Below are 20247 nucleotides of genomic sequence, written 5' to 3'. Positions count from 1 at the left end.
AAGCAAAAAATAAAAAAAATGCCTGTGATAAGTTTCACGTTGTGGCGATAAAGGGCTTCTGGTATATTTGCATCCCGTCCAGAAGATATCCATTTCCCTCATTCAACCAATTTCAGGTTAAACATGACGACAAATTACATTTTTGTTACTGGCGGGGTTGTTTCCTCACTCGGTAAAGGTATTGCAGCAGCATCTCTTGCGGCTATTTTAGAAGCTCGTGGTCTTAAAGTGACCATGATGAAGCTTGACCCTTACATCAACGTTGATCCGGGTACAATGAGCCCAACTCAGCATGGTGAAGTGTTTGTCACGGAAGATGGCGCTGAAACTGACCTTGACCTTGGTCACTACGAGCGATTCATTCGCACCAAGATGACCAAGCGTAACAACTTTACAGCGGGTCGTGTTTATTCAGACGTTCTAGCAGCAGAGCGTCGTGGCGACTACCTAGGCGCGACCATTCAGGTTATCCCTCACATCACTAACGCTATCAAAGACCGTGTAATCGCGGGTTCTGAAGGTCATGATGTAGCGATCGTTGAAGTCGGTGGCACCGTGGGCGATATCGAATCACTACCATTTATGGAAGCGATTCGTCAGCTAGCTGTTGAACTAGGCCGTGAACGCGCTATGTTCATGCACCTAACGCTGGTACCTTACCTAGCGGCAGCGGGCGAAGTGAAAACAAAACCAACCCAGCACTCAGTGAAAGAGTTGCTTTCGATTGGTATCCAACCTGATATTCTTGTTTGTCGTAGTGACCGTATGGTTCCTGCAAATGAGCGCAAGAAAATTGCTTTGTTCTGTAACGTACAAGAGAAAGCAGTTATCTCAATGAAAGACGTAGATTCTATCTACAAGATTCCTCAGCTTATCAAGTCACAAGGTCTAGACGATCTAGTTTGTACCCGTTTCGGCATTAATGCGCCAGAAGCAGACTTGTCTGAGTGGGAACAAGTCATCTACGAAGAAGCAAACCCAACAGGTGAAGTGGTCATCGGTATGGTCGGTAAATACATCGAACTACCAGATGCTTATAAGTCTGTGAACGAAGCATTGAAGCATGCAGGGTTGAAAAACCGTCTCAACGTCCACATTAAGTATGTGGACTCTCAAGATGTTGAGAGCAAGGGCGAAGAAGCACTTGCTGGTTTAGACGCAATTCTAGTACCAGGTGGCTTTGGCGACCGTGGTGTTGAAGGTAAAATTCGTGCTGCACAATACGCTCGTGAGAACAACATCCCGTACCTAGGTATCTGCCTTGGTATGCAGGTAGCGCTGATTGAATTCGCGCGAAATGTTGCTAACCTCGCTGATGCGCATTCAACAGAATTTAACAAAGAAACACCAAACCCTGTGGTAGGCTTGATCACCGAATGGGTTGATAAAGAAGGTAACGTTGAAGAGCGTACCGAAACCTCTGACCTTGGTGGTACAATGCGCCTTGGTTCTCAGCTATGTCACCTAGAGAAGGGCACTAAAGCCTATGAACTCTACGGCAGCGCTAAGATCCACGAGCGTCACCGTCACCGTTATGAGGTGAACAACAATTTACGTCCGTTGATCGAGAAAGCTGGTCTTAAAGTATCAGGTCTATCAGCAGACAAAAAATTGGTGGAAGTTATCGAGAACCCTGCGCACCCTTGGTTCGTGGCGGCTCAGTTCCACCCAGAATTCACTTCGACACCACGTGATGGGCACCCATTATTCGCTGGTTTCGTTAAAGCGGCTGGTCAATTCCAACGCGGTGAATTCGACAAGTAAAGGAATGCAGGGGTGTTGAGCGGAGATGTATAGCACCCCTTAAAATTGACATTTTTTTGATTATAAGAGGAAACATTTAATGTCTAAGATCGTTAAAGTTCTAGGTCGTGAAATTATCGACTCACGTGGTAACCCAACTGTAGAAGCTGAAGTACACCTAGAAGGCGGTTTCGTAGGTATGGCTGCTGCACCATCTGGCGCATCTACTGGTTCTCGCGAAGCTCTTGAGCTACGTGACGGCGACAAAGCACGTTTCCTAGGTAAAGGTGTTCTTAAAGCTGTTGACGCTGTAAACGGTGAAATCGCTACTGCTCTAGCTGGCAAAGACGCTAAAGACCAAGTTGCTATCGACCAAGTGATGATCGACCTAGACGGTACTGAAAACAAGTCTAAGTTCGGTGCTAACGCAATCCTTGCTGTTTCTCTTGCTAACGCAAAAGCAGCTGCTGCAGCTAAAGGCATGCCTCTTTTTGAGCACATCGCTGAGCTAAACGGCACTCCAGGTCAATTCTCTATGCCTCTACCAATGATGAACATCATCAACGGTGGTGAGCACGCTGATAACAACGTTGACATCCAAGAGTTCATGATCCAACCAGTTGGCGCTAAAACTCTTAAAGAAGCTCTACGTGTAGGCGCTGAAGTATTCCACAACCTAGCTAAAGTACTTAAGGCGAAAGGCCTAAGCACTGCAGTTGGTGACGAAGGTGGTTTCGCTCCTAACCTTGAGTCTAACGCTGCTGCTCTAGCTGCAATCAAAGAAGCTGTAGAAGCTGCTGGTTACGAGCTAGGTAAAGACGTTACTCTAGCTATGGACTGTGCTGCATCTGAGTTCTTCGACAAAGAAGCTGGCAACTACAACATGAAAGGTGAAGGTAAGATCTTCTCTTCTGAAGAATTCAACCACTACCTAGCTGACCTAGCTAACCAATACCCAATCGTTTCTATCGAAGACGGTCTAGACGAGTCTGATTGGGCTGGCTTCAAGCACCAAACTGAACTACTAGGTGACAAGCTTCAACTAGTAGGTGATGACCTATTCGTTACTAACACTAAGATCCTTGCTAAAGGCATCGAAATGGGTGTTGCTAACTCTATCCTTATCAAGTTCAACCAAATCGGTTCTCTAACAGAGACTCTAGCTGCAATCAAGATGGCTAAAGATGCAGGTTACACAGCTGTAATCTCTCACCGTTCTGGCGAAACTGAAGATGCAACTATCGCTGATCTAGCGGTAGGTACTGCTGCAGGTCAAATTAAGACTGGTTCTATGAGCCGTTCTGACCGTGTTGCTAAGTACAACCAACTTATCCGTATCGAAGAAGCACTAGGTGAACGTGCTCCTTACAACGGTCTTAAAGAAGTTAAAGGCCAAGCTTAATTATTAGCTTAGCTTGAAGCTTATAGCTTTTGGCTGTCAGCTTTAAATCATAAACACCTCGCGTTTGCGGGGTGTTTTTTTTTGTATTTTTCTTGTCATTAAGTTTGATGCGTGTCGTCTATTACACGAATATGTTATAAATATTAATTAACTAAGGTTAGCCGGGTTCTTGGGCTGAAAGGCTATGAGAGTCAGTTATTAGAGAAGGATTTTTTCGTGCGTGTATTTTCCGTATTGCTGTTTGGTTTACTGGTGCTGATGCAAGCAAAGCTGTGGGCCGGTAAAAATGGCGTTAACGATTATCGCCAGGTTCAAGATGAGATTGCAATTCAAAGCTCAGTGAACTCGGAGCTACGCAAGCGCAACGATGAGATGTTTGCTGAGATTGACGACCTAAGACAAGGACTTGATGCCATCGAAGAGCGAGCTCGCCATGAACTCGGAATGGTGAAAGAAGGCGAAACCTTCTACCGTATTATCGATTCGGACTAATTTTGTATAACCGGTTCTCAACTTGAATAAATATATCGTTATTGTCCCTGCTGCCGGAGTTGGCAGTCGAATGCAGGCAGATCGACCGAAGCAGTATCTCATGCTGCACGGAAAAACTATCTTAGAACACACAGTAGAAAAACTGCTATCGCACCCTGCCATTTCTAAGGTGGTGATTGCTGTGAGTGCAGAGGATGAATATTTCTCTGAGACGACTATCGCGAACCACCCACTAGTGACTCGTGTTGCGGGTGGAAAAGAGCGTTGCGACTCAGTATTGAATGCTCTGGATTATCTTAAACAACAAGACTATCAAGAGTGGGTGTTGGTGCATGATGCTGCAAGGCCTAATGTGAGTCATGAGGATATCACAACGCTCATTGAACAAGGGTGCAAACATCAAGTAGGCGCTATTTTGGCGGCAAAGGTGCGCGATACCATGAAGCGTTCATCGCAGGCTAACGAGATCAAAAGCACTGTCGATCGCGTGAACCTCTGGCATGCCTTAACGCCGCAAATGTTCCGCTGCTATCCACTGCAGCAAGCCCTGCAGTCGGCTTTGAATAATCACTCTCAAGTGACTGACGAAGCCTCCTGTATGGAGCTGATAGGGCTATCACCACTTCTTGTTGAAGGACGCGCGGATAATATCAAGGTAACCCAGCCAGAGGATTTAGCCTTGGCTGAATTCTATTTAAAACCTACGATTCAGGAGCAGTTATGATCCGTATTGGACACGGCTTTGATGTACACAAATTTGGCGGCGAAGGCCCAGTTATCATAGGCGGTGTTGCTGTTCCTTATGAACAAGGCCTAGTTGCTCACTCTGATGGTGATGTGGCCCTGCATGCCGTATGCGACGCATTGCTTGGCGCTATTGCCGCGGGAGATATTGGCCATCACTTTCCTGATACAGATGATAAGTGGAAAGGCGCAAACAGCCGCGAGTTACTCAAAGAGGTATACCGACGTGTGCAAGAGCTTGGGTATGTACTGGGCAATCTCGATGTCACTATCATGGCACAAGCGCCTAAAATGGCGCCACATATTCAAAGTATGCGAGAAGCGATTGCGCAAGACCTGCAGACTGAGCTTGGCAACGTCAACGTAAAAGCAACAACAACAGAGCGTTTGGGCTTTACCGGACGTAAAGAAGGGATTGCGGTGGAAGCCGTGGTTCTGATTCAACATTCTAACTAGAGGCGCACTCCAGACTATGAGTGACATACTATCAAATCTTGCTTACCAACACGGTAAGCCAACCGCTAAAGCCAAACTTAAAGCTAAAGCCGAACATTTTGTAGTGAAAGAAGATTTAGGTTTTGAGTTATTAGGCACTGGCGAGCATTTGATGTTACGTGTTCGCAAAACTGGCGAGAACACCAGCTTTGTAGCAAATGAGTTAGCTAAATTCTGTGGCGTAAAGTCTAAAGACGTAAGTTGGGCTGGCTTGAAAGACCGCCATGCCGTCACTGAGCAATGGCTAAGTGTGCACCTTCCAAAAAACGATGACTTGGACTTCGCACTATTTACAAAAATGCATCCAAGTGTCGAGATCCTAGAAATCACTAGGCACAACAAGAAACTTCGCCCTGGTGATTTAAAGGGGAATTTTTTCGAACTCACCTTAAGTGAAGTGACGGACGTAATGGCAGTTGAAGCACGCTTGCAGGCTATTTTAGAAAGTGGCGTGCCAAATTACTTTGGTGCACAGCGCTTTGGAAACAACGGCAATAACCTTGATGAAGCTCGTCGCTGGGGCCGAGATAACGTTCGTACTCGAAATCAAAACAAACGTAGCTTATATCTCTCAACAGCACGCTCATGGATCTTTAATCAGATTGTCTCTGAGCGCCTAAACCAAGAGTGTTTTGACTCAGTTATTGATGGTGATGTGCTCTCTGAGTCGGGTGAAATTACCGCAGCTTTAGCCGGTGATAATGCACTGCCAACCTCAGACACTGCACTAGAGATAGAGCAGGCCGCTGTAGATGCAGAACCCGATCTAATGGCTTTGATTCGAGGCAATCGCATGCGTCATGACCGCAGAGCCATTAAATTGCTGCCTGAGCAACTGAGTTGGGAAAGCAGTAACGATGAAGTGGTAGTGAAGTTCTGGCTGGATTCAGGCTGTTTCGCTACCTCTATCATGCGAGAGGTAATTGAAGAGATTCCTTTCGAACGTTCGTTTGATTAAGAGTACCTAAGTTTAATGAAGATTCTTTTAAGTAATGATGATGGCGTACATGCCGAAGGTATTCGAGTTTTAGCTGAGGAGCTAAAACAGATTGCAGACGTGATCATTGTGGCACCAGACAGAAACCGCAGCGGTGCGTCAAACTCACTGACGTTGGAAAACCCTCTTAGGGTTAATGAGATTGCCCCTAATGTTCATTCCGTGCAGGGAACGCCAACGGACTGCGTGCACTTTGCCTTGAATGAGCTAATGAAAGACGATTATCCAGACTTGGTATTGAGTGGTATCAACCATGGTGCAAACCTAGGTGATGATGTGCTGTATTCTGGAACCGTTGCAGCGGCAATGGAAGGGCACTTTCTTGGCGTGCAATCTATTGCATTGTCTTTGGTTGGAAACACACATTTTAATACCGCGGCTAAGATAGCGCGCCAGTTGGTGGAGCACCACCAGCGTCAACCTATACCAACCAATAGACTGCTGAACGTAAATATTCCTGATGTTGCCTGGGAAGACCTCGGTGACATTAAAGTGACTCGTTTAGGCGCGAGACATCACGCAGAAAACATGATTAAGCAACTCGACCCGAGAGGAAAGCAGATCTACTGGCTTGGTCCTCCGGGTAAAGAGCAAGATGCAGGAATTGGTACTGACTTTTATGCACTTGAGCAGAAAAAGGTCTCTATCACACCTCTACAAGTAGACCTGACTGCGCATGAGTCTCTGCCTAGTATGAATAAGTGGTTGAAAGGATCGTAGATGGGACATTATCAAGCTCAACGTTTGTCAGAGCATTTGCAGCAGTTGGGCATACGAGACTCTGCTGTGTTGAAGGCGATGGCTAATCTGCCTAGAGAATCATTTTTATCTGAGGCAATGAGACATCAGGCCTATGATAATAACGCCCTGCCTATCGGTAATGGGCAAACCATCTCTCAGCCTTATATTGTCGCAAGAATGACAGAACTATTAGAACTGGATTACACCTCTAAGGTCTTAGAAGTGGGAACAGGCTCAGGCTATCAGACAGCGGTGTTAGCACAGTTGGTTGAACGTGTGCATACCATTGAGCGTATTAAAACGCTGCAGTGGGATGCAAAGCGTCGCTTGTCTAAACTCGATATTTATAATGTGTCATCGAAATATGGTGATGGTTGGAAAGGGTGGGGCGCACATGCACCATTTGACGCTATTATTGTAACAGCGGCAGCAGCGGAGCTTCCCCAAGCTCTTGTTGACCAGTTGGCGGTTGGCGGACGACTGATCATACCAATTGGAGACTCACAGCAACAATTATTGAAAATTGTGAAGCACGAGTCTGGGGTTCAGTCTGAAATTATAGAAGATGTACGATTTGTGCCTTTAGTTCAGGGAGAGCTAGCTTAGGTTTATGGATAAGATTTTGCGTTCGATCATTGGTATTGCTCTGATAGCAGCCTTAGTAGGTTGCGCCCCTAGCGGATTTTCTGCCAAAAATCGTGATTATAAGCAGCTCGATCGTGGTAGCTTTCGAGGCAGTTTTTATGAGGTAGATAAGGGCGATACCCTTTACTACATCGCTTATATTACGGATCGCAACGTCAATAATCTTATCCGCTTCAACAATCTTAAAGCACCTTATACCCTGCGTGTCGGCCAAAGAATTAAGCTTTGGCATCCTGATTATAAAGATACAACTCCAGCTTATAGTTCAAGTAAACCTGTTGCTGTAGCTCAAACTTCCACTACAAAGAGTCCTCCACCTGCGCAGAGTACAGCACAAAATTCGGGACAGACTTCGACAAATCCACAAAAAAGTGCTACCGCAAAGGTTGATCAGCAGTCCACAAAGGAGTATGTTGGTTCTAAACAAAGTGTTAACAGTGTCGCAACATCGAAACCGCCAGCAAATAAAGCGGTCTCGTCATGGGAGTGGCCAACTAAAGGAAGAGTCATCAGCAAGTTCTCATCAGGAGAACAAGGCAATAAAGGGATTGATATAGCAGGTCAACGTGGCCAATCGGTTATCTCAACTGCCAATGGTAGTGTGGTTTATTCCGGTAGCGCCCTTCGTGGTTATGGCAACCTTATTATTGTTAAACATAATGATGATTACCTTAGTGCTTATGCTCACAACGATAGTTTGTTGGTCCATGAAGGACAGACAGTATCGGCGGGGCAAAAGATTGCAACCATGGGTAGCTCTGGCACTAGCGGCGTTAAACTGCACTTTGAGATTAGGTATCAAGGAAAATCCGTTAACCCGGAAAGATATTTACCCTAACTGATGGCATTAAAAGCGGTAATGCCAACCTGTTGAGCCATTGGAGGCGCTATGAGTATGGATAACACTGCAGCAAAAGTGGAAGACCTAACAGAAGACAAAGTTAGTGCGGAAGTAGAAGAAAGTAGCATTGTTGAAAAGATAGAAACTCAGGTAAAAGAAGAGTTTGATGCCTCAACAAAGAATCTAGACGCAACTCAACTTTATCTAGGCGAAATCGGCTTCTCCCCACTACTAACAGCAGAAGAAGAGGTTCTATACGCAAGACGAGCACTTCGCGGAGACGAAGCAGCGCGCAAGCGTATGATTGAAAGTAACCTGCGTCTGGTTGTTAAGATCTCGCGTCGTTACAGCAATCGTGGCTTAGCTCTATTAGACCTAATTGAAGAGGGGAACCTTGGTCTAATTCGCGCCGTAGAAAAATTCGATCCTGAACGTGGCTTCAGGTTCTCAACCTACGCAACTTGGTGGATTCGACAAACCATCGAACGTGCCTTGATGAACCAAACCCGCACAATTCGCTTGCCGATCCACGTGGTTAAAGAGCTGAACATTTATCTGAGAACGGCTCGTGAGTTATCTCAGAAGCTTGACCATGAACCAACAGCCGAAGAGATTGCTCAGCAACTGGATAAGCCAGTAGATGATGTCAGCAAAATGCTACGTCTTAATGAGCGTGTCAGTTCAGTAGATACTCCAATTGGTGGTGACGGTGATAAGGCATTGCTTGATATCATTCCTGACATCAACAACTCAGACCCTGAAGTGTCCACTCAAGATGACGATATTAAGCACTCTCTTATCGATTGGCTTGATGAGCTGAATCCAAAACAGAAAGAAGTACTTGCTCGTCGCTTTGGCTTGCTTGGCTATGAACCGTCTACGTTAGAAGAGGTAGGCCGTGAAATTAACCTAACTCGTGAACGCGTACGTCAGATCCAAGTTGAGGGTCTCCGTCGATTGCGTGAGATTCTATTGAAGCAAGGACTGAATATGGAGTCGCTGTTTAACTTCGACAGTGAATAACACTCTATAAGTACCCAATAAAAAGGTCAGCATTCGCTGACCTTTTTTTGTTTTAGCTCCTAGCTCCTAGCTTGAAGCTTGAAGCTTGAAGCTGACATCTGATAGCTTGTTTTTACATCATCTTCTTCAACCGATACAGTGCTTCTAAAGCTTGTCTTGGTGTCAGATCATCAGGATCAATGGCGCCCAACGCGAGCTCCACGTCACTTGGCTCTGGGATCAAACTAAGCTGATTCGCAATCTCTACACTACTTGGGTTGTTTGCTTGTGGCTGGTGGCTAAGCTGTTCTAGTAAGTTGAGTTTTTGTCTCGCTTGCTTGATTACAGGCTTAGGTACACCAGCTAACCCAGCCACTGCTAGGCCATAAGACTTGCTGGCAGCGCCTTCTTGTACTGCGTGCATAAAGGCAATGTCATCGCCGTGCTCTACTGCATCAAGATGCACGTTTGCCAATCCTGTTAGCTGAGCAGGTAACTCTGTTAATTCAAAGTAGTGGGTGGCAAATAGGGTAAGAGCACTGATCTGGTTCGCCAGCCATTCCGCGCTAGCCCATGCCAAAGAGAGTCCGTCATAGGTACTGGTTCCTCGCCCAATCTCATCCATCAACACTAAGCTTCGGTTGGTGGCATTGTGCAAGATATTCGCTGTTTCCGTCATTTCCACCATGAAGGTGGAGCGCCCTGAGGCCAGATCGTCGGAAGCACCAATGCGGGTGAATATACGATCAAGCAAGCCAATATCTGCAGACTCTGCAGGAACATAAGAGCCAATATGAGCAAGCAGCGCAATCAAGGCCGTTTGACGCATATAGGTGGATTTACCCCCCATGTTCGGGCCTGTAATGATCAGCATTTTACGTTTAGGGTGAAGCTCAATAGGATTGGCAATGAACGGGTCTTCTAGTACCTGCTCTACAACGGGATGTCGGCCGTTAGTAACGGATAATCCGATGTCACTTTTAATGGTTGGGCGGCAGTATTCTAAGGTTTCCGCGCGCTCAGCAAGGTTTTGCAATACGTCAATCTCAGAGACGGCAGACGACAGCAGTTGCAGCTTATTAAGGTGAGGCAATATCAGGTCAAATAACTCTTCCCACAATGCCTTTTCAGCCGCTAGAGCCTTAGATTTAGAGTTGAGTACCTTGTCTTCGTGCTCTTTTAGCTCGGGAATAATGTAGCGCTCAGCATTCTTCAGCGTTTGACGACGAATGTAGTGAGGCGGCACAAGGTGGCTTTGCCCACGACTGACTTGAATGTAAAAGCCGTGAACGGCGTTGTAGCCTACCTTCAAGGTATCTATGCCGTGTCGCTCTCGCTCGTCGGATTCAAGTTTCTCTAGGTACTCAGTAGCGCCATTAGCAAGATCGCGCCATTGGTCAAGCTCTTCGTTATACCCCTCAGCGAGTACGCCGCCATCACGAATGACCACAGGTGGGTTCTCTTTGATTGCTCGCTCTAACAGTTCACATAAACTGTCTATAGGTTTCGCATCGTTGGATAAACCTTTCAGGTGCGGATTCACTAAGCTTTCTAGTGTTGTTTCTAGTTCGGGCAACTGTTGCAGTGCGGTGCGTAGACGAGCGAGATCGCGCGGCCTAGCAGAGCGAATCGCCAATCGGGCGATAATACGCTCAATGTCGCCAATCTGTTTTAAGGTTTGGCTCAGCTCGGGGAAAAGCCCCTGCTCAATTAACTCGGAAATTGCGTCCAAGCGATTATTCAGCACTGAGACTTCACGAGTAGGTTGATGCAGCCAACGCTTAAGCATACGACTGCCCATGGCTGTCGCGGTATGATCCAATACCTCAGCTAGGGTATTATCAAGGCCACCGGATAAGTTTTGCGTGATCTCTAGATTGCGTCTTGTGGCGGCATCTAGGATAACCGAGTTATCTTGCCTCTCCATTGTGATCGAACGGATATGTGGCATAGCGGTGCGCTGCGTATCTTTGACGTATTGAATCAGGCAGCCTGCGGCGCAAAGGCCCAGCTCTGCTTTTTCAACGCCAAATCCCACTAAGTCTTTTGTACCAAACTGGATGTTCAACTGCTGCTTTGCTGTTTGTAACTCAAACTCCCAAACGGGTCTACGACGGTTGCCATGACGACCTTCCATTAGGTGCACTGGCGCGAAGTCTTCTGGAAATAGCAGCTCTTTAGGGCTGGTTCGCTGCAGCTCTGCGAGCATCGCTTCTTCGGTTTGTGGTTCACATATTAAGAAGCGGCCAGAGGTAATATCTAAAGTGGCATAACCAAACTTGTCATCGTGCTGGTAGATAGCGGCAATCAGGTTATCTACACGTTCTGCTAGCAAGGCTTCATCGGTAACGGTACCTGGGGTAATGATACGAACGACCTTACGCTCAACGGGACCTTTTGACGTAGCAGGGTCGCCAATTTGCTCGCATATAGCCACAGACTCACCCAATTGAACCAGCTTGGCTAAGTAGCCTTCAACAGCATGAAAAGGCACGCCGGCCATTGGGATAGGTTCGCCCGCAGATGCGCCGCGTTTGGTTAACGAGATATCGAGCAGCTGAGAGGCGCGCTTTGCATCATCATAAAACAATTCATAGAAGTCACCCATGCGGTAAAAAAGCAGGATCTCAGGGTTCTCTGCTTTGAGCTTGTGATATTGCTGCATCATTGGGGTGTGTTTTGGCTTTGATTTTACCGACATAATCACTTCTGTTGCTTTTCATTATTTCTATAGAGGCTTAGGATAAATGATTCACAACTAATGGGTAAAGCGAATCAGTCAGATGTCGGAAAGAACATTGGATAACTTAAGTGCTCAAGTGGGAATACTGCTTGAGAAAAATGGCTGGATGATGGCAACCGCTGAATCATGCACTGGTGGCGGTGTGGCGCAAGCGGTAACGGAAATTGCCGGTAGCTCAGCGTGGTTTGATCGAGCGTTTGTCACCTATAGCAACGAGGCTAAGATGGAGATGCTGGGCGTGAACTCTAGCTCATTAGAGCGCTTTGGCGCAGTGAGTGAAGAGGTTGCACAAGAGATGGCGTTAGGCGCGGTAGAGCACTCTGCAGCTCAAATTGCGGTTTCTATTACTGGGATTGCAGGTCCTGGTGGCGGCAGTGAAGATAAGCCCGTTGGCACTGTGTGTTTTGCATTAGCGTTAAATACTGATCTTATACAGGTACAACGCTGTATTTTTGCTGGTGATCGTGCACAGGTGAGAAATCAGTCCGTTTATCATGCTCTTCAACTAATTGAAAAATATATAGAAAGTAAGTAATTCTTTGTTGGATGCAAAAAAAACACTTTTTCATCTAGACACTGTATGAATTAACAGTAATAATTGATTCATCAATTAGAAATACCCGATTCCATGGAGCATAAAATGGACGACAACAAGCAAAAAGCTCTCGCGGCTGCACTTGGCCAAATAGAAAAACAATTCGGTAAAGGCTCAATTATGCGCCTTGGTGATAACCGCACCATGGACGTAGAAACTATTTCTACTGGCTCACTGTCTCTAGACATCGCTCTGGGTGCTGGTGGCTTGCCAATGGGACGTATCGTAGAAGTCTACGGCCCTGAATCATCGGGTAAAACAACACTAACGCTAGAGTTGATTGCTGCAGCTCAACGTGAAGGTAAAACGTGTGCCTTTATCGATGCAGAGCACGCACTTGACCCTATCTATGCGCAAAAGCTTGGCGTAAACATTGATGCTCTTTTAGTTTCTCAGCCAGATACAGGTGAGCAAGCGTTAGAGATCTGTGACGCACTCGCTCGCTCTGGCGCTATCGACGTATTGGTTGTCGATTCAGTCGCGGCACTAACACCAAAAGCTGAAATCGAAGGTGAGATGGGCGACAGCCACATGGGCCTTCAAGCTCGTATGCTTTCTCAAGCAATGCGTAAGCTAACCGGTAACCTGAAACAATCTAACTGTATGTGTATCTTCATCAACCAAATCCGTATGAAGATTGGTGTGATGTTTGGTAACCCAGAGACCACCACTGGTGGTAACGCACTTAAGTTCTACGCTTCTGTTCGTCTTGATATCCGTCGTACTGGCGCGATTAAAGATGGTGATGAGGTTGTTGGTAACGAAACCCGTATTAAGGTTGTTAAGAACAAGATTGCTGCACCGTTTAAACAAGCTGAAACCCAAATCATGTACGGTCAAGGCTTTAACCGTGAAGGTGAGTTGATTGATCTAGGTGTGAAGCACAAGCTAGTCGAAAAAGCCGGTGCTTGGTACAGCTACCAAGGCGACAAGATTGGCCAAGGTAAAGCAAACGCAGGTAAATTCCTTCGTGAGCACCCAGAAACAGCGCTAGAAATCGATAGCAAGCTACGTGCAATGCTGCTGACTACGGCTCAGCTTGAAGACACTAAAGAGGCTGAGGTAGAGTAACCTTAGCTCAATTATGCTCCTAATATACTGAGCCTTTATCCTAAGGCTCAGTACTTTCCCTTAGCTTCTCTCTTTTTTCTTCGCACTGAATCTAACGAGGTGTGTATGTATTCTCTTACTCCTACTTGGACCGCTAAAAAGACCGCACTAGATCTATTGAGCCGATGTGAATATGGTCGGTACGAGCTACAACAAAAGTTACTGAACAAAGGTTTTGAGTTAAGTGATATTGATGAAGCCGTCGAGTTTTGTCGAGAACATCATTATTTAGATGACCTGCGTTACGCTAAAGATCAAATCAAACAGCATGTGAAAAAAGGCCATGGTGAACGTAGGATTCGTCAGGATTTGCACGTTAAGCACGTGCGCAGTGAGGTTATCGATCAAGCGTTAGCAGAAGAGCCTCAAAATTGGTTTGAACTGGCTAAGCTATCAGTAAAAAAGTACTTAGAAGATAATCTTACCTGCGAGAGTTACGAACACTCCAAACAAGTGCGTTTTCTACAATATCGCGGGTTTAGCCCCGAGCAGATCCAATATGCGCTAAATCCTGAGTAAATTCAGAGATATAAACAGCACACTTACTTCTATTACCCAGCAGTAAGTAAAGCCCTTCTAACAAATCTTCGTTAATTCACTAGCATTTTCAGGCAAATTAGACAGAAAACTAGTCGTTCTCCCTTGCTTGATTTACAATGTGGCAAAAATCTAACTTGAACGTTTCAGGAATTGCCACATGTACATGAGCACCGCCGAAATTCGTAGTGCCTTTTTAAAGTTCTTTGAGAGCAAAGGGCACCAGATTGTAGAGAGTTCTTCTCTTGTACCTCACAACGATCCTACACTGCTGTTTACTAACGCAGGTATGAACCAGTTTAAAGACTGCTTCCTAGGAGCTGAAAAGCGTAGCTACTCGCGAGCGACTACGGCGCAACGTTGTGTTCGTGCTGGTGGTAAACATAATGACTTAGAAAACGTTGGCTTTACTGCTCGTCACCACACCTTCTTTGAAATGCTAGGTAACTTCAGTTTTGGTGACTACTTTAAAGAAGACGCAATCAAGTTTGCTTGGGAATTCCTTACTGAATCTCTTGGCCTACCAAAAGAGAAATTGTTGGTTACTATCTACGAAACTGACGATGAAGCCTTTGATATCTGGAATAAGCAGATGGGCATTCCAGCTGATCGTATCATCCGCATTGGTGATAAAAAAGGTGGCAAAGCCTACGAGTCTGATAACTTCTGGACAATGGGTGACACAGGTCCTTGTGGTCCATGTACAGAGATCTTCTATGATCATGGTGAGCATATTTGGGGCGGACGTCCAGGCACACCAGAAGAAGACGGTGATCGCTTCATCGAGATCTGGAACAACGTATTCATGCAGTTCAACCGTCACGCTGACGGTACTATGGAACCTCTTCCAAAGCCGGCTGTTGATACAGGTATGGGTATTGAGCGTATCTCTGCAATCATGCAGGGCGTGCATTCAAACTATGAAATTGATGTTTTCCAAACGCTAATCAAAGCCTCTGCAGAAGCGGTTGGATACGAAGACCTTTCAAATCAGTCTTTGCGTGTAATCGCCGACCATATCCGTTCATGTTCTTTCCTTATCGTTGATGGTGTTATGCCGTCAAATGAAGGCCGTGGCTACGTACTTCGCCGTATTATTCGTCGCGCAGTTCGTCACGGTAATAAGTTAGGTGCTCAAGGTGCATTCTTCCACACTCTAGTGGGCGTATTGGCTGATGTTATGGGTGAAGCTGGCGCTGAACTTAAGAAACAGCAAGCACTGGTTGAGAAAGTACTTCGTATTGAAGAAGAGAACTTTGGCCGCACCCTAGAGCGCGGTATGAGCATTCTTAACGACGCACTGGATGGCTTGAAGAGCGAAGGTAAATCAACGCTTGATGGTGAGACAGTATTTAAATTGTACGATACCTATGGTTTCCCAGCTGACTTAACCAATGATGTTGCACGTGAGCGTGAATTCAACATTGATGAAGAAGGCTTCCAGAAAGCGATGGAAGCACAGCGCAAGCGTGCCCGTGAAGCGGGTCAGTTTGGCACTGATTACAATGAAACAATCAAGCTAGACAGCACAACAGAATTTTGTGGTTACGCTGCGACAGATGGCGAGAGCAACATTGAAGCTATCTTTGTAGAAGGTCAACCAACAGAGAACCTATCAAGTGGTCAAAAGGCCATTATTGTTCTTGAGCAAACTCCGTTCTACGCCGAATCAGGCGGTCAATCTGGTGATACGGGTATCCTAAAAACTGAGCTCGGTGAATTTAAGGTTACTGACACGCAGAAGCTAGGCAATGCCATTGCACACCATGGTGAGCTTGTTGAAGGCGTGATGAGCTTAGGTGAAAAAGCTAAAGCCGCTGTTAATGCAGTGCGTCGTGCACAAATTTCACTGAACCACTCAGCAACTCACTTGCTGCACGCTGCATTGCGTAAGGTTCTAGGTGAGCACGTAACTCAGAAAGGCTCACTGGTTAAAGCTGAGAACCTTCGTTTTGACTTCTCTCACCTAGAAGCGGTAACGGCTGCTGAATTGAAAGAAGTTGAGCGTATGGTTAACGCACAAGTTCGTACTAACCACGACATTGAAACCAATGTCATGGATATCGAGTCTGCTAAGCAGAAAGGTGCGATGGCACTGTTCGGTGAGAAGTATGACGATGAAGTTCGCGTGCTTTCTATGGGTGAGTTCTCTACTGAATTATGTGGTGGTATTCACGCGGCTAACACCGGTGATATCGGCCTGTTCAAGATTACCTCTGAAGGGGGTATTGCTGCCGGTATTCGTCGTATCGAAGCGGTAACCGCTGATGCAGCTCTAGACGCTATCGATGCTGAGCAAGAAAAGCTGCAACAGAAGCTAGTGGAGTCAGCGAAGAAAGCGAAATCACTAGAAAAAGAGATTCAGTACCTGAAAGACAAAATGGTAGCGGCAGAAAGCGCCAATATCATGGGTAAGGTACAGGAAATCAACGGTACTAAAGTGCTTATTGCTGCACTTGAAGGCGCGGACAACAAGAACCTTCGCAACATGGTCGATGATACGAAAAACCGTATTGGTACTGGTGTCATTTTATTCGCCAATATTGCCAACGACAAAGTCGGCTTGGTTGCGGGCGTAACGAAAGACCTCACTGGTAAAGTGAAAGCGGGTGAGCTAGTTAACTTGGTTGCGACTCAAGTCGGTGGTAAAGGCGGCGGTCGTCCTGATATGGCTCAAGCGGGCGGTACAGACGTGGCTGCACTACCGGAAGCCCTACAGTCTGTTATTCCGTGGTTGGAAGAGCGCCTGTAAGCGAAGAGTGATTAACTTGGGTACATTCAGTGCCCAAGGAAAGTAATAGGAACCAAGCATTTTTGTTATCGCAAAGTGCTTGGTTTTGTTGTTTTTAAAGTGTCCTGTGTACAAAGAACAGAAGACTGTTTTAGGAAGGTGGAAAGTAAGTGAAGAACCGATTAATCGTGCAAAAGTTTGGTGGGACATCTGTAGGTTCAGTTGAGCGAATTCGAGCGGTTGCCGAGCAGGTCATAAAGACCAAAGAGCAGGGCAATCAAGTTGTGGTTGTGGTTTCGGCTATGTCCGGTGAAACGAATCGCTTGCAAGGCTTAGCCTATGAAGTTGATAGCGTACCTAACTCTAGAGAGCTCGATGTCATCTTGTCCGCTGGGGAGCAGGTCACCATTGCTCTATTAGCGATGACTCTCAATAAGCTCGGCCACAAAGCAACCTCGTTAACGGGATGGCAAGCGGGCATTGTTACCGATGATATGCACAATCAAGCAACGATTCAGTCGGTGGATAATGAGAAATTTAACCAATTACTCAATGACGATCAGATAGTGATTGTGGCGGGTTTCCAAGGCGTTAACCAAGCCGGCGCGATTACCACTCTAGGACGCGGCGGTTCAGATACTAGCGCAGTGACTCTTGCTGGGCTATTAGGGGCTAGTGAATGCCAGATCTTCACTGATGTTGATGGCGTGTATAGCTGCGACCCTAGGGTTGTTGAATCGGCTTTGAAACTAGAACATGTCGACTTTGATGACATGCAAACCATGGCAAGGCACGGCGCTAAGGTTTTACACGAACCGTGTGTAGAGTTTGCCGCTAAGTACAATCTTGATATTCGAGTCTTATCTTCGTTCTCACCAAAACAAGGTACCTTGGTTACTCGCTTACAAAGCAAAAAAAATGTGTGTGGTTTAGCACTGCAGCGAGAGCTTGCTCGCTTAATTGTTAATGAAGATAAAGCGGAGCAGGTTGCAATGCAGTGTCAATTGCTGGGCATCGCCGTGCATTCTCAAACGACCAAACATTTAATTGTTAACAATAATGATGTCTCCAAGCTATTACAGATCCTATCTGAAGACGTCAACAATGTTGAACCTATTAGCGCTTTGACTATTGTCGGTGCTGAGCTTGAGGGGCTACATCTTAATGTTTTACCTCAATTGTTGGCGAAAGATATCAAAGTTCTTGATAGTTTTAGGTGTGATAGGGTAGTGAAGTTGCTACTATTACCGGAACATCTGGATCGGGCTGCCAATTTTATTCATGCTCAATACATTGAGCAGTCTCATAGTGTTGCTACAGACAAAAAAGCGCTTATTTTGTAATAAGTTCTTTACCAAGTTGTTATTTTTATTGAATAATAGATCTCAAAGTATTTTGAGTGACAGCAAGGAGCTATCGAATGCTAATTTTGACTCGCCGTGTTGGTGAAACCCTAATGATTGGGGATGAAGTGACCGTTACTGTACTGGGTGTTAAGGGAAACCAAGTGCGTATCGGTGTAAACGCACCTAAAGAAGTTTCTGTGCATCGTGAAGAAATTTACATGCGCATTCAAGCAGAAAAAGGTAATGGAAACGTTGCATCAGGCAACTACTAAGTTTCTATTGAAAGGCTGGTCATAGGACTAGCCTTTCTTGTTTTATAGTAGGCATAAAGTACATATAACTAGCATTTTTAAGCGGTTTGGTTGAAAGTTGTTCTGTTAACCGTTTTTTATGTGATTTTGCCAATAAAATGTTTGACATATTTTTGGTAAATCGTAATATGTGCCTCCGCAAGACGGTGAGGTGGCCGAGTGGCCGAAGGCGCTCCCCTGCTAAGGGAGTATACGGTTTGTAGCCGTATCGAGGGTTCGAATCCCTCCCTCACCGCCATTCTTGCGAACGTTCTTAACGGAACACAATGCGCGTCCTTAGCTCAGCTGGATAGAGTACCTGGCTACGAACCAGGCGGTCGGAGGTTCGAATCCTCCAGGACGCGCCATATCATTTTTTGATATGACAATACTAACTTGTTAGTGATAATGCGGTGAGGTGGCCGAGTGGCCGAAGGCGCTCCCCTGCTAAGGGAGTATACGGTTTGTAGCCGTATCGAGGGTTCGAATCCCTCCCTCACCGCCATTTATTGACCTTATGGTCAATTTTTTTGTTTTCTAAACTGGAAAGTGTGATAGACTTCGCACCCTTCTCAGAACGAGAACACTGTGCGTCCTTAGCTCAGCTGGATAGAGTACCTGGCTACGAACCAGGCGGTCGGAGGTTCGAATCCTCCAGGACGCGCCACTTTACAACGAATGGTTGATAGTAATATTAACGGTTCTATATAAGCCTTCTGTAAAGAAGCACTGCGCGTCCTTAGCTCAGCTGGATAGAGTACCTGGCTACGAACCAGGCGGTCGGAGGTTCGAATCCTCCAGGACGCGCCACTATAACGAAGAATTGATACCAGTATTAGTTTTTCTATAAAGTCTTCTGCAAAGAAGCATCGCGCGTCCTTAGCTCAGCTGGATAGAGTACCTGGCTACGAACCAGGCGGTCGGAGGTTCGAATCCTCCAGGACGCGCCACTACAACGAAGGGTTGATATCAGTATCAGCTTTTCTATAAAGTCTTCTGAAAAGAAGCATTGCGCGTCCTTAGCTCAGCTGGATAGAGTACCTGGCTACGAACCAGGCGGTCGGAGGTTCGAATCCTCCAGGACGCGCCACTACAACGAAGGGTTGGTATCAGTATCAGCTTTTCTATAAAGTCTTCTGAAAAGAAGCATTGCGCGTCCTTAGCTCAGCTGGATAGAGTACCTGGCTACGAACCAGGCGGTCGGAGGTTCGAATCCTCCAGGACGCGCCACATCACAAAACCTCGCTTCGGCGGGGTTTTTTTTATAACATTTCATTAGCATTCCCATAACCGTTTATTTACATAAAGCACTGTTTTCTAAGTGTTTTTGATAAATTCTGGTCTGATCTCAGTATTTTGTCTTCAATTCGCATACTTTCTATGCAATGGTTTGCCTGCATGCACCTGTATAAAGAAAATTGACAAATTTTCATCAATCTAGATAATCAGGTGCTCGATGTAAAAACGTCGAATTGTCAGGAAGACAAATAAGGGAATTTTATTATGGATAACATCTCAGGTTTGCTATCGGAAGCTGCCTCAATTATGGCCATTGGTATGGCTATGGTTTTTCTTTTTCTTACTTTATTGGTGTTTGTGGTTCGTTTGATGTCGAAGTTACTTCCGGCAGAACAACCAGTGGCACCAGTGAGCCCGCAAAATCTTAAACAAGTTACTCAAGCTGAATCTACCCATCGAGTCGATCCAAAAATTGTGGCCGCTATTTCGGCCGCTGTGCATCGTCATCGTTCAGCTGTAGCCCAATAGACAACAAAAATTAAAAGGAGTTAATG

Annotated in this window: 18 protein-coding genes and 8 tRNA genes; 25 read left to right on the top strand and 1 reads right to left on the bottom strand. The window is 45.9% G+C overall.

The features are described from left to right. The first annotated feature begins 123 nt into the window (after positions 1-123). The 10 genes from A6E01_RS10855 (at position 124) to rpoS (ending at position 9123) form a co-directional block, all read left to right on the top strand. Complete coding sequence (locus A6E01_RS10855) at positions 124-1764, top strand: CTP synthase (RefSeq protein WP_017027188.1); 1641 nt, start codon at positions 124-126, stop codon at positions 1762-1764. A 79-nt stretch (positions 1765-1843) separates the two neighbouring features. Continuing rightward, positions 1844-3145, top strand: a complete 1302-nt coding sequence (gene eno, locus A6E01_RS10850; protein WP_065210213.1) for a phosphopyruvate hydratase — start codon at positions 1844-1846, stop codon at positions 3143-3145. Between the two features lie 216 nt (positions 3146-3361). Beyond that, positions 3362-3637 (top strand): cell division protein FtsB, encoded by a 276-nt coding sequence (gene ftsB, locus A6E01_RS10845; protein ID WP_017027190.1) that lies wholly within the window; start codon positions 3362-3364, stop codon positions 3635-3637. A gap of 22 nt (positions 3638-3659) precedes the next feature. Further along, positions 3660-4361, top strand: a complete 702-nt coding sequence (gene ispD / locus A6E01_RS10840) for a 2-C-methyl-D-erythritol 4-phosphate cytidylyltransferase (protein WP_082961361.1) — start codon at positions 3660-3662, stop codon at positions 4359-4361. After that, complete coding sequence (gene ispF, locus A6E01_RS10835; RefSeq protein ID WP_017027192.1) at positions 4358-4837, top strand: 2-C-methyl-D-erythritol 2,4-cyclodiphosphate synthase; 480 nt, start codon at positions 4358-4360, stop codon at positions 4835-4837. Before ispD ends, ispF begins: the two co-directional genes overlap by 4 nt. 16 nt (positions 4838-4853) lie before the next feature. Then, positions 4854-5834, top strand: coding sequence for a tRNA pseudouridine(13) synthase TruD (gene truD / locus A6E01_RS10830; RefSeq protein ID WP_065210211.1), 981 nt, complete (start codon positions 4854-4856; stop codon positions 5832-5834). Between the two features lie 15 nt (positions 5835-5849). Then, complete coding sequence (surE, locus tag A6E01_RS10825; RefSeq protein WP_065210210.1) at positions 5850-6593, top strand: 5'/3'-nucleotidase SurE; 744 nt, start codon at positions 5850-5852, stop codon at positions 6591-6593. Continuing rightward, on the top strand, positions 6594-7220 hold the full coding sequence (locus tag A6E01_RS10820; protein ID WP_017027195.1) for a protein-L-isoaspartate(D-aspartate) O-methyltransferase: 627 nt from the start codon (positions 6594-6596) through the stop codon (positions 7218-7220). A gap of 4 nt (positions 7221-7224) precedes the next feature. Then, positions 7225-8097: a murein hydrolase activator NlpD gene (nlpD, locus tag A6E01_RS10815; RefSeq protein WP_065210209.1), complete on the top strand. Its 873-nt coding sequence runs from the start codon at positions 7225-7227 to the stop codon at positions 8095-8097. Positions 8098-8148: 51 nt separating this feature from the next. Then, positions 8149-9123, top strand: coding sequence for an RNA polymerase sigma factor RpoS (rpoS, locus tag A6E01_RS10810; protein ID WP_017027197.1), 975 nt, complete (start codon positions 8149-8151; stop codon positions 9121-9123). 112 nt (positions 9124-9235) lie between these two features. Here the strand turns inward: rpoS and mutS are convergent, their stop codons facing one another. Further along, the gene (gene mutS, locus A6E01_RS10805; protein WP_017027198.1) at positions 9236-11803 is read right to left on the bottom strand and encodes a DNA mismatch repair protein MutS; all 2568 of its coding nucleotides are present in this window, start codon (positions 11801-11803) and stop codon (positions 9236-9238) included. An 82-nt stretch (positions 11804-11885) separates the two neighbouring features. Between mutS and pncC the strand changes: the two genes are divergently transcribed. The 15 genes from pncC (at position 11886) to A6E01_RS10730 (ending at position 20221) form a co-directional block, all read left to right on the top strand. Beyond that, a complete protein-coding gene (gene pncC / locus A6E01_RS10800) occupies positions 11886-12380 on the top strand; it encodes a nicotinamide-nucleotide amidase (protein ID WP_206191624.1) in 495 nt (164 codons plus the stop codon). Between the two features lie 105 nt (positions 12381-12485). After that, complete coding sequence (gene recA / locus A6E01_RS10795) at positions 12486-13511, top strand: recombinase RecA (RefSeq protein WP_017027200.1); 1026 nt, start codon at positions 12486-12488, stop codon at positions 13509-13511. Between the two features lie 105 nt (positions 13512-13616). Then, positions 13617-14069: a recombination regulator RecX gene (gene recX / locus A6E01_RS10790; RefSeq protein WP_017027201.1), complete on the top strand. Its 453-nt coding sequence runs from the start codon at positions 13617-13619 to the stop codon at positions 14067-14069. Between the two features lie 178 nt (positions 14070-14247). Then, positions 14248-16839: an alanine--tRNA ligase gene (alaS, locus tag A6E01_RS10785; RefSeq protein WP_065210207.1), complete on the top strand. Its 2592-nt coding sequence runs from the start codon at positions 14248-14250 to the stop codon at positions 16837-16839. A gap of 149 nt (positions 16840-16988) precedes the next feature. Then, positions 16989-18161: an aspartate kinase gene (locus A6E01_RS10780; protein WP_065210206.1), complete on the top strand. Its 1173-nt coding sequence runs from the start codon at positions 16989-16991 to the stop codon at positions 18159-18161. 77 nt (positions 18162-18238) lie between these two features. After that, entirely contained in the window at positions 18239-18436 is a 198-nt protein-coding gene (gene csrA, locus A6E01_RS10775) for a carbon storage regulator CsrA (RefSeq protein ID WP_004415691.1), read from the top strand. A gap of 184 nt (positions 18437-18620) precedes the next feature. Further along, positions 18621-18713, top strand: a tRNA-Ser gene (locus A6E01_RS10770). A gap of 32 nt (positions 18714-18745) precedes the next feature. Beyond that, positions 18746-18822: transfer RNA gene (locus A6E01_RS10765), tRNA-Arg, on the top strand. Between the two features lie 44 nt (positions 18823-18866). Beyond that, positions 18867-18959 (top strand) — tRNA-Ser (locus A6E01_RS10760). An 85-nt stretch (positions 18960-19044) separates the two neighbouring features. Beyond that, positions 19045-19121: transfer RNA gene (locus A6E01_RS10755), tRNA-Arg, on the top strand. 66 nt (positions 19122-19187) lie between these two features. Then, positions 19188-19264 (top strand) — tRNA-Arg (locus tag A6E01_RS10750). A 63-nt stretch (positions 19265-19327) separates the two neighbouring features. Then, positions 19328-19404: transfer RNA gene (locus A6E01_RS10745), tRNA-Arg, on the top strand. A gap of 63 nt (positions 19405-19467) precedes the next feature. Beyond that, a tRNA-Arg gene (locus A6E01_RS10740) sits at positions 19468-19544 on the top strand. A 63-nt stretch (positions 19545-19607) separates the two neighbouring features. Continuing rightward, positions 19608-19684, top strand: a tRNA-Arg gene (locus A6E01_RS10735). 273 nt (positions 19685-19957) lie between these two features. Next, complete coding sequence (locus A6E01_RS10730; RefSeq protein WP_017029622.1) at positions 19958-20221, top strand: oxaloacetate decarboxylase subunit gamma; 264 nt, start codon at positions 19958-19960, stop codon at positions 20219-20221. Positions 20222-20247: the final 26 nt, after the last annotated feature.

This window comes from Vibrio breoganii, assembly GCF_001677275.1.
GTDB classification, from domain to species: domain Bacteria; phylum Pseudomonadota; class Gammaproteobacteria; order Enterobacterales; family Vibrionaceae; genus Vibrio; species Vibrio breoganii.
The sequence above is the reverse complement of the archived record's forward strand: the minus strand, read 5'-3'. Positions and strand labels throughout refer to the sequence as shown.

Bases quoted from the DNA above. Each gene is read 5' to 3' on its own strand.
- A6E01_RS10855 (WP_017027188.1), top strand. From the start codon at position 124: ATGACGACAAATTACATTTTTGTTACTGGCGGGGTTGTTTCCTCACTC.
- eno (WP_065210213.1), top strand. From the start codon at position 1,844: ATGTCTAAGATCGTTAAAGTTCTAGGTCGTGAAATTATCGACTCACGT.
- ispF (WP_017027192.1), top strand. From the start codon at position 4,358: ATGATCCGTATTGGACACGGCTTTGATGTACACAAATTTGGCGGCGAA.
- truD (WP_065210211.1), top strand. From the start codon at position 4,854: ATGAGTGACATACTATCAAATCTTGCTTACCAACACGGTAAGCCAACC.
- surE (WP_065210210.1), top strand. From the start codon at position 5,850: ATGAAGATTCTTTTAAGTAATGATGATGGCGTACATGCCGAAGGTATT.
- A6E01_RS10820 (WP_017027195.1), top strand. From the start codon at position 6,594: ATGGGACATTATCAAGCTCAACGTTTGTCAGAGCATTTGCAGCAGTTG.
- nlpD (WP_065210209.1), top strand. From the start codon at position 7,225: ATGGATAAGATTTTGCGTTCGATCATTGGTATTGCTCTGATAGCAGCC.
- rpoS (WP_017027197.1), top strand. From the start codon at position 8,149: ATGAGTATGGATAACACTGCAGCAAAAGTGGAAGACCTAACAGAAGAC.
- mutS (WP_017027198.1), bottom strand. From the start codon at position 11,803: ATGTCGGTAAAATCAAAGCCAAAACACACCCCAATGATGCAGCAATAT.
- pncC (WP_206191624.1), top strand. From the start codon at position 11,886: ATGTCGGAAAGAACATTGGATAACTTAAGTGCTCAAGTGGGAATACTG.
- recA (WP_017027200.1), top strand. From the start codon at position 12,486: ATGGACGACAACAAGCAAAAAGCTCTCGCGGCTGCACTTGGCCAAATA.
- recX (WP_017027201.1), top strand. From the start codon at position 13,617: ATGTATTCTCTTACTCCTACTTGGACCGCTAAAAAGACCGCACTAGAT.
- alaS (WP_065210207.1), top strand. From the start codon at position 14,248: ATGTACATGAGCACCGCCGAAATTCGTAGTGCCTTTTTAAAGTTCTTT.
- csrA (WP_004415691.1), top strand. From the start codon at position 18,239: ATGCTAATTTTGACTCGCCGTGTTGGTGAAACCCTAATGATTGGGGAT.
- A6E01_RS10730 (WP_017029622.1), top strand. From the start codon at position 19,958: ATGGATAACATCTCAGGTTTGCTATCGGAAGCTGCCTCAATTATGGCC.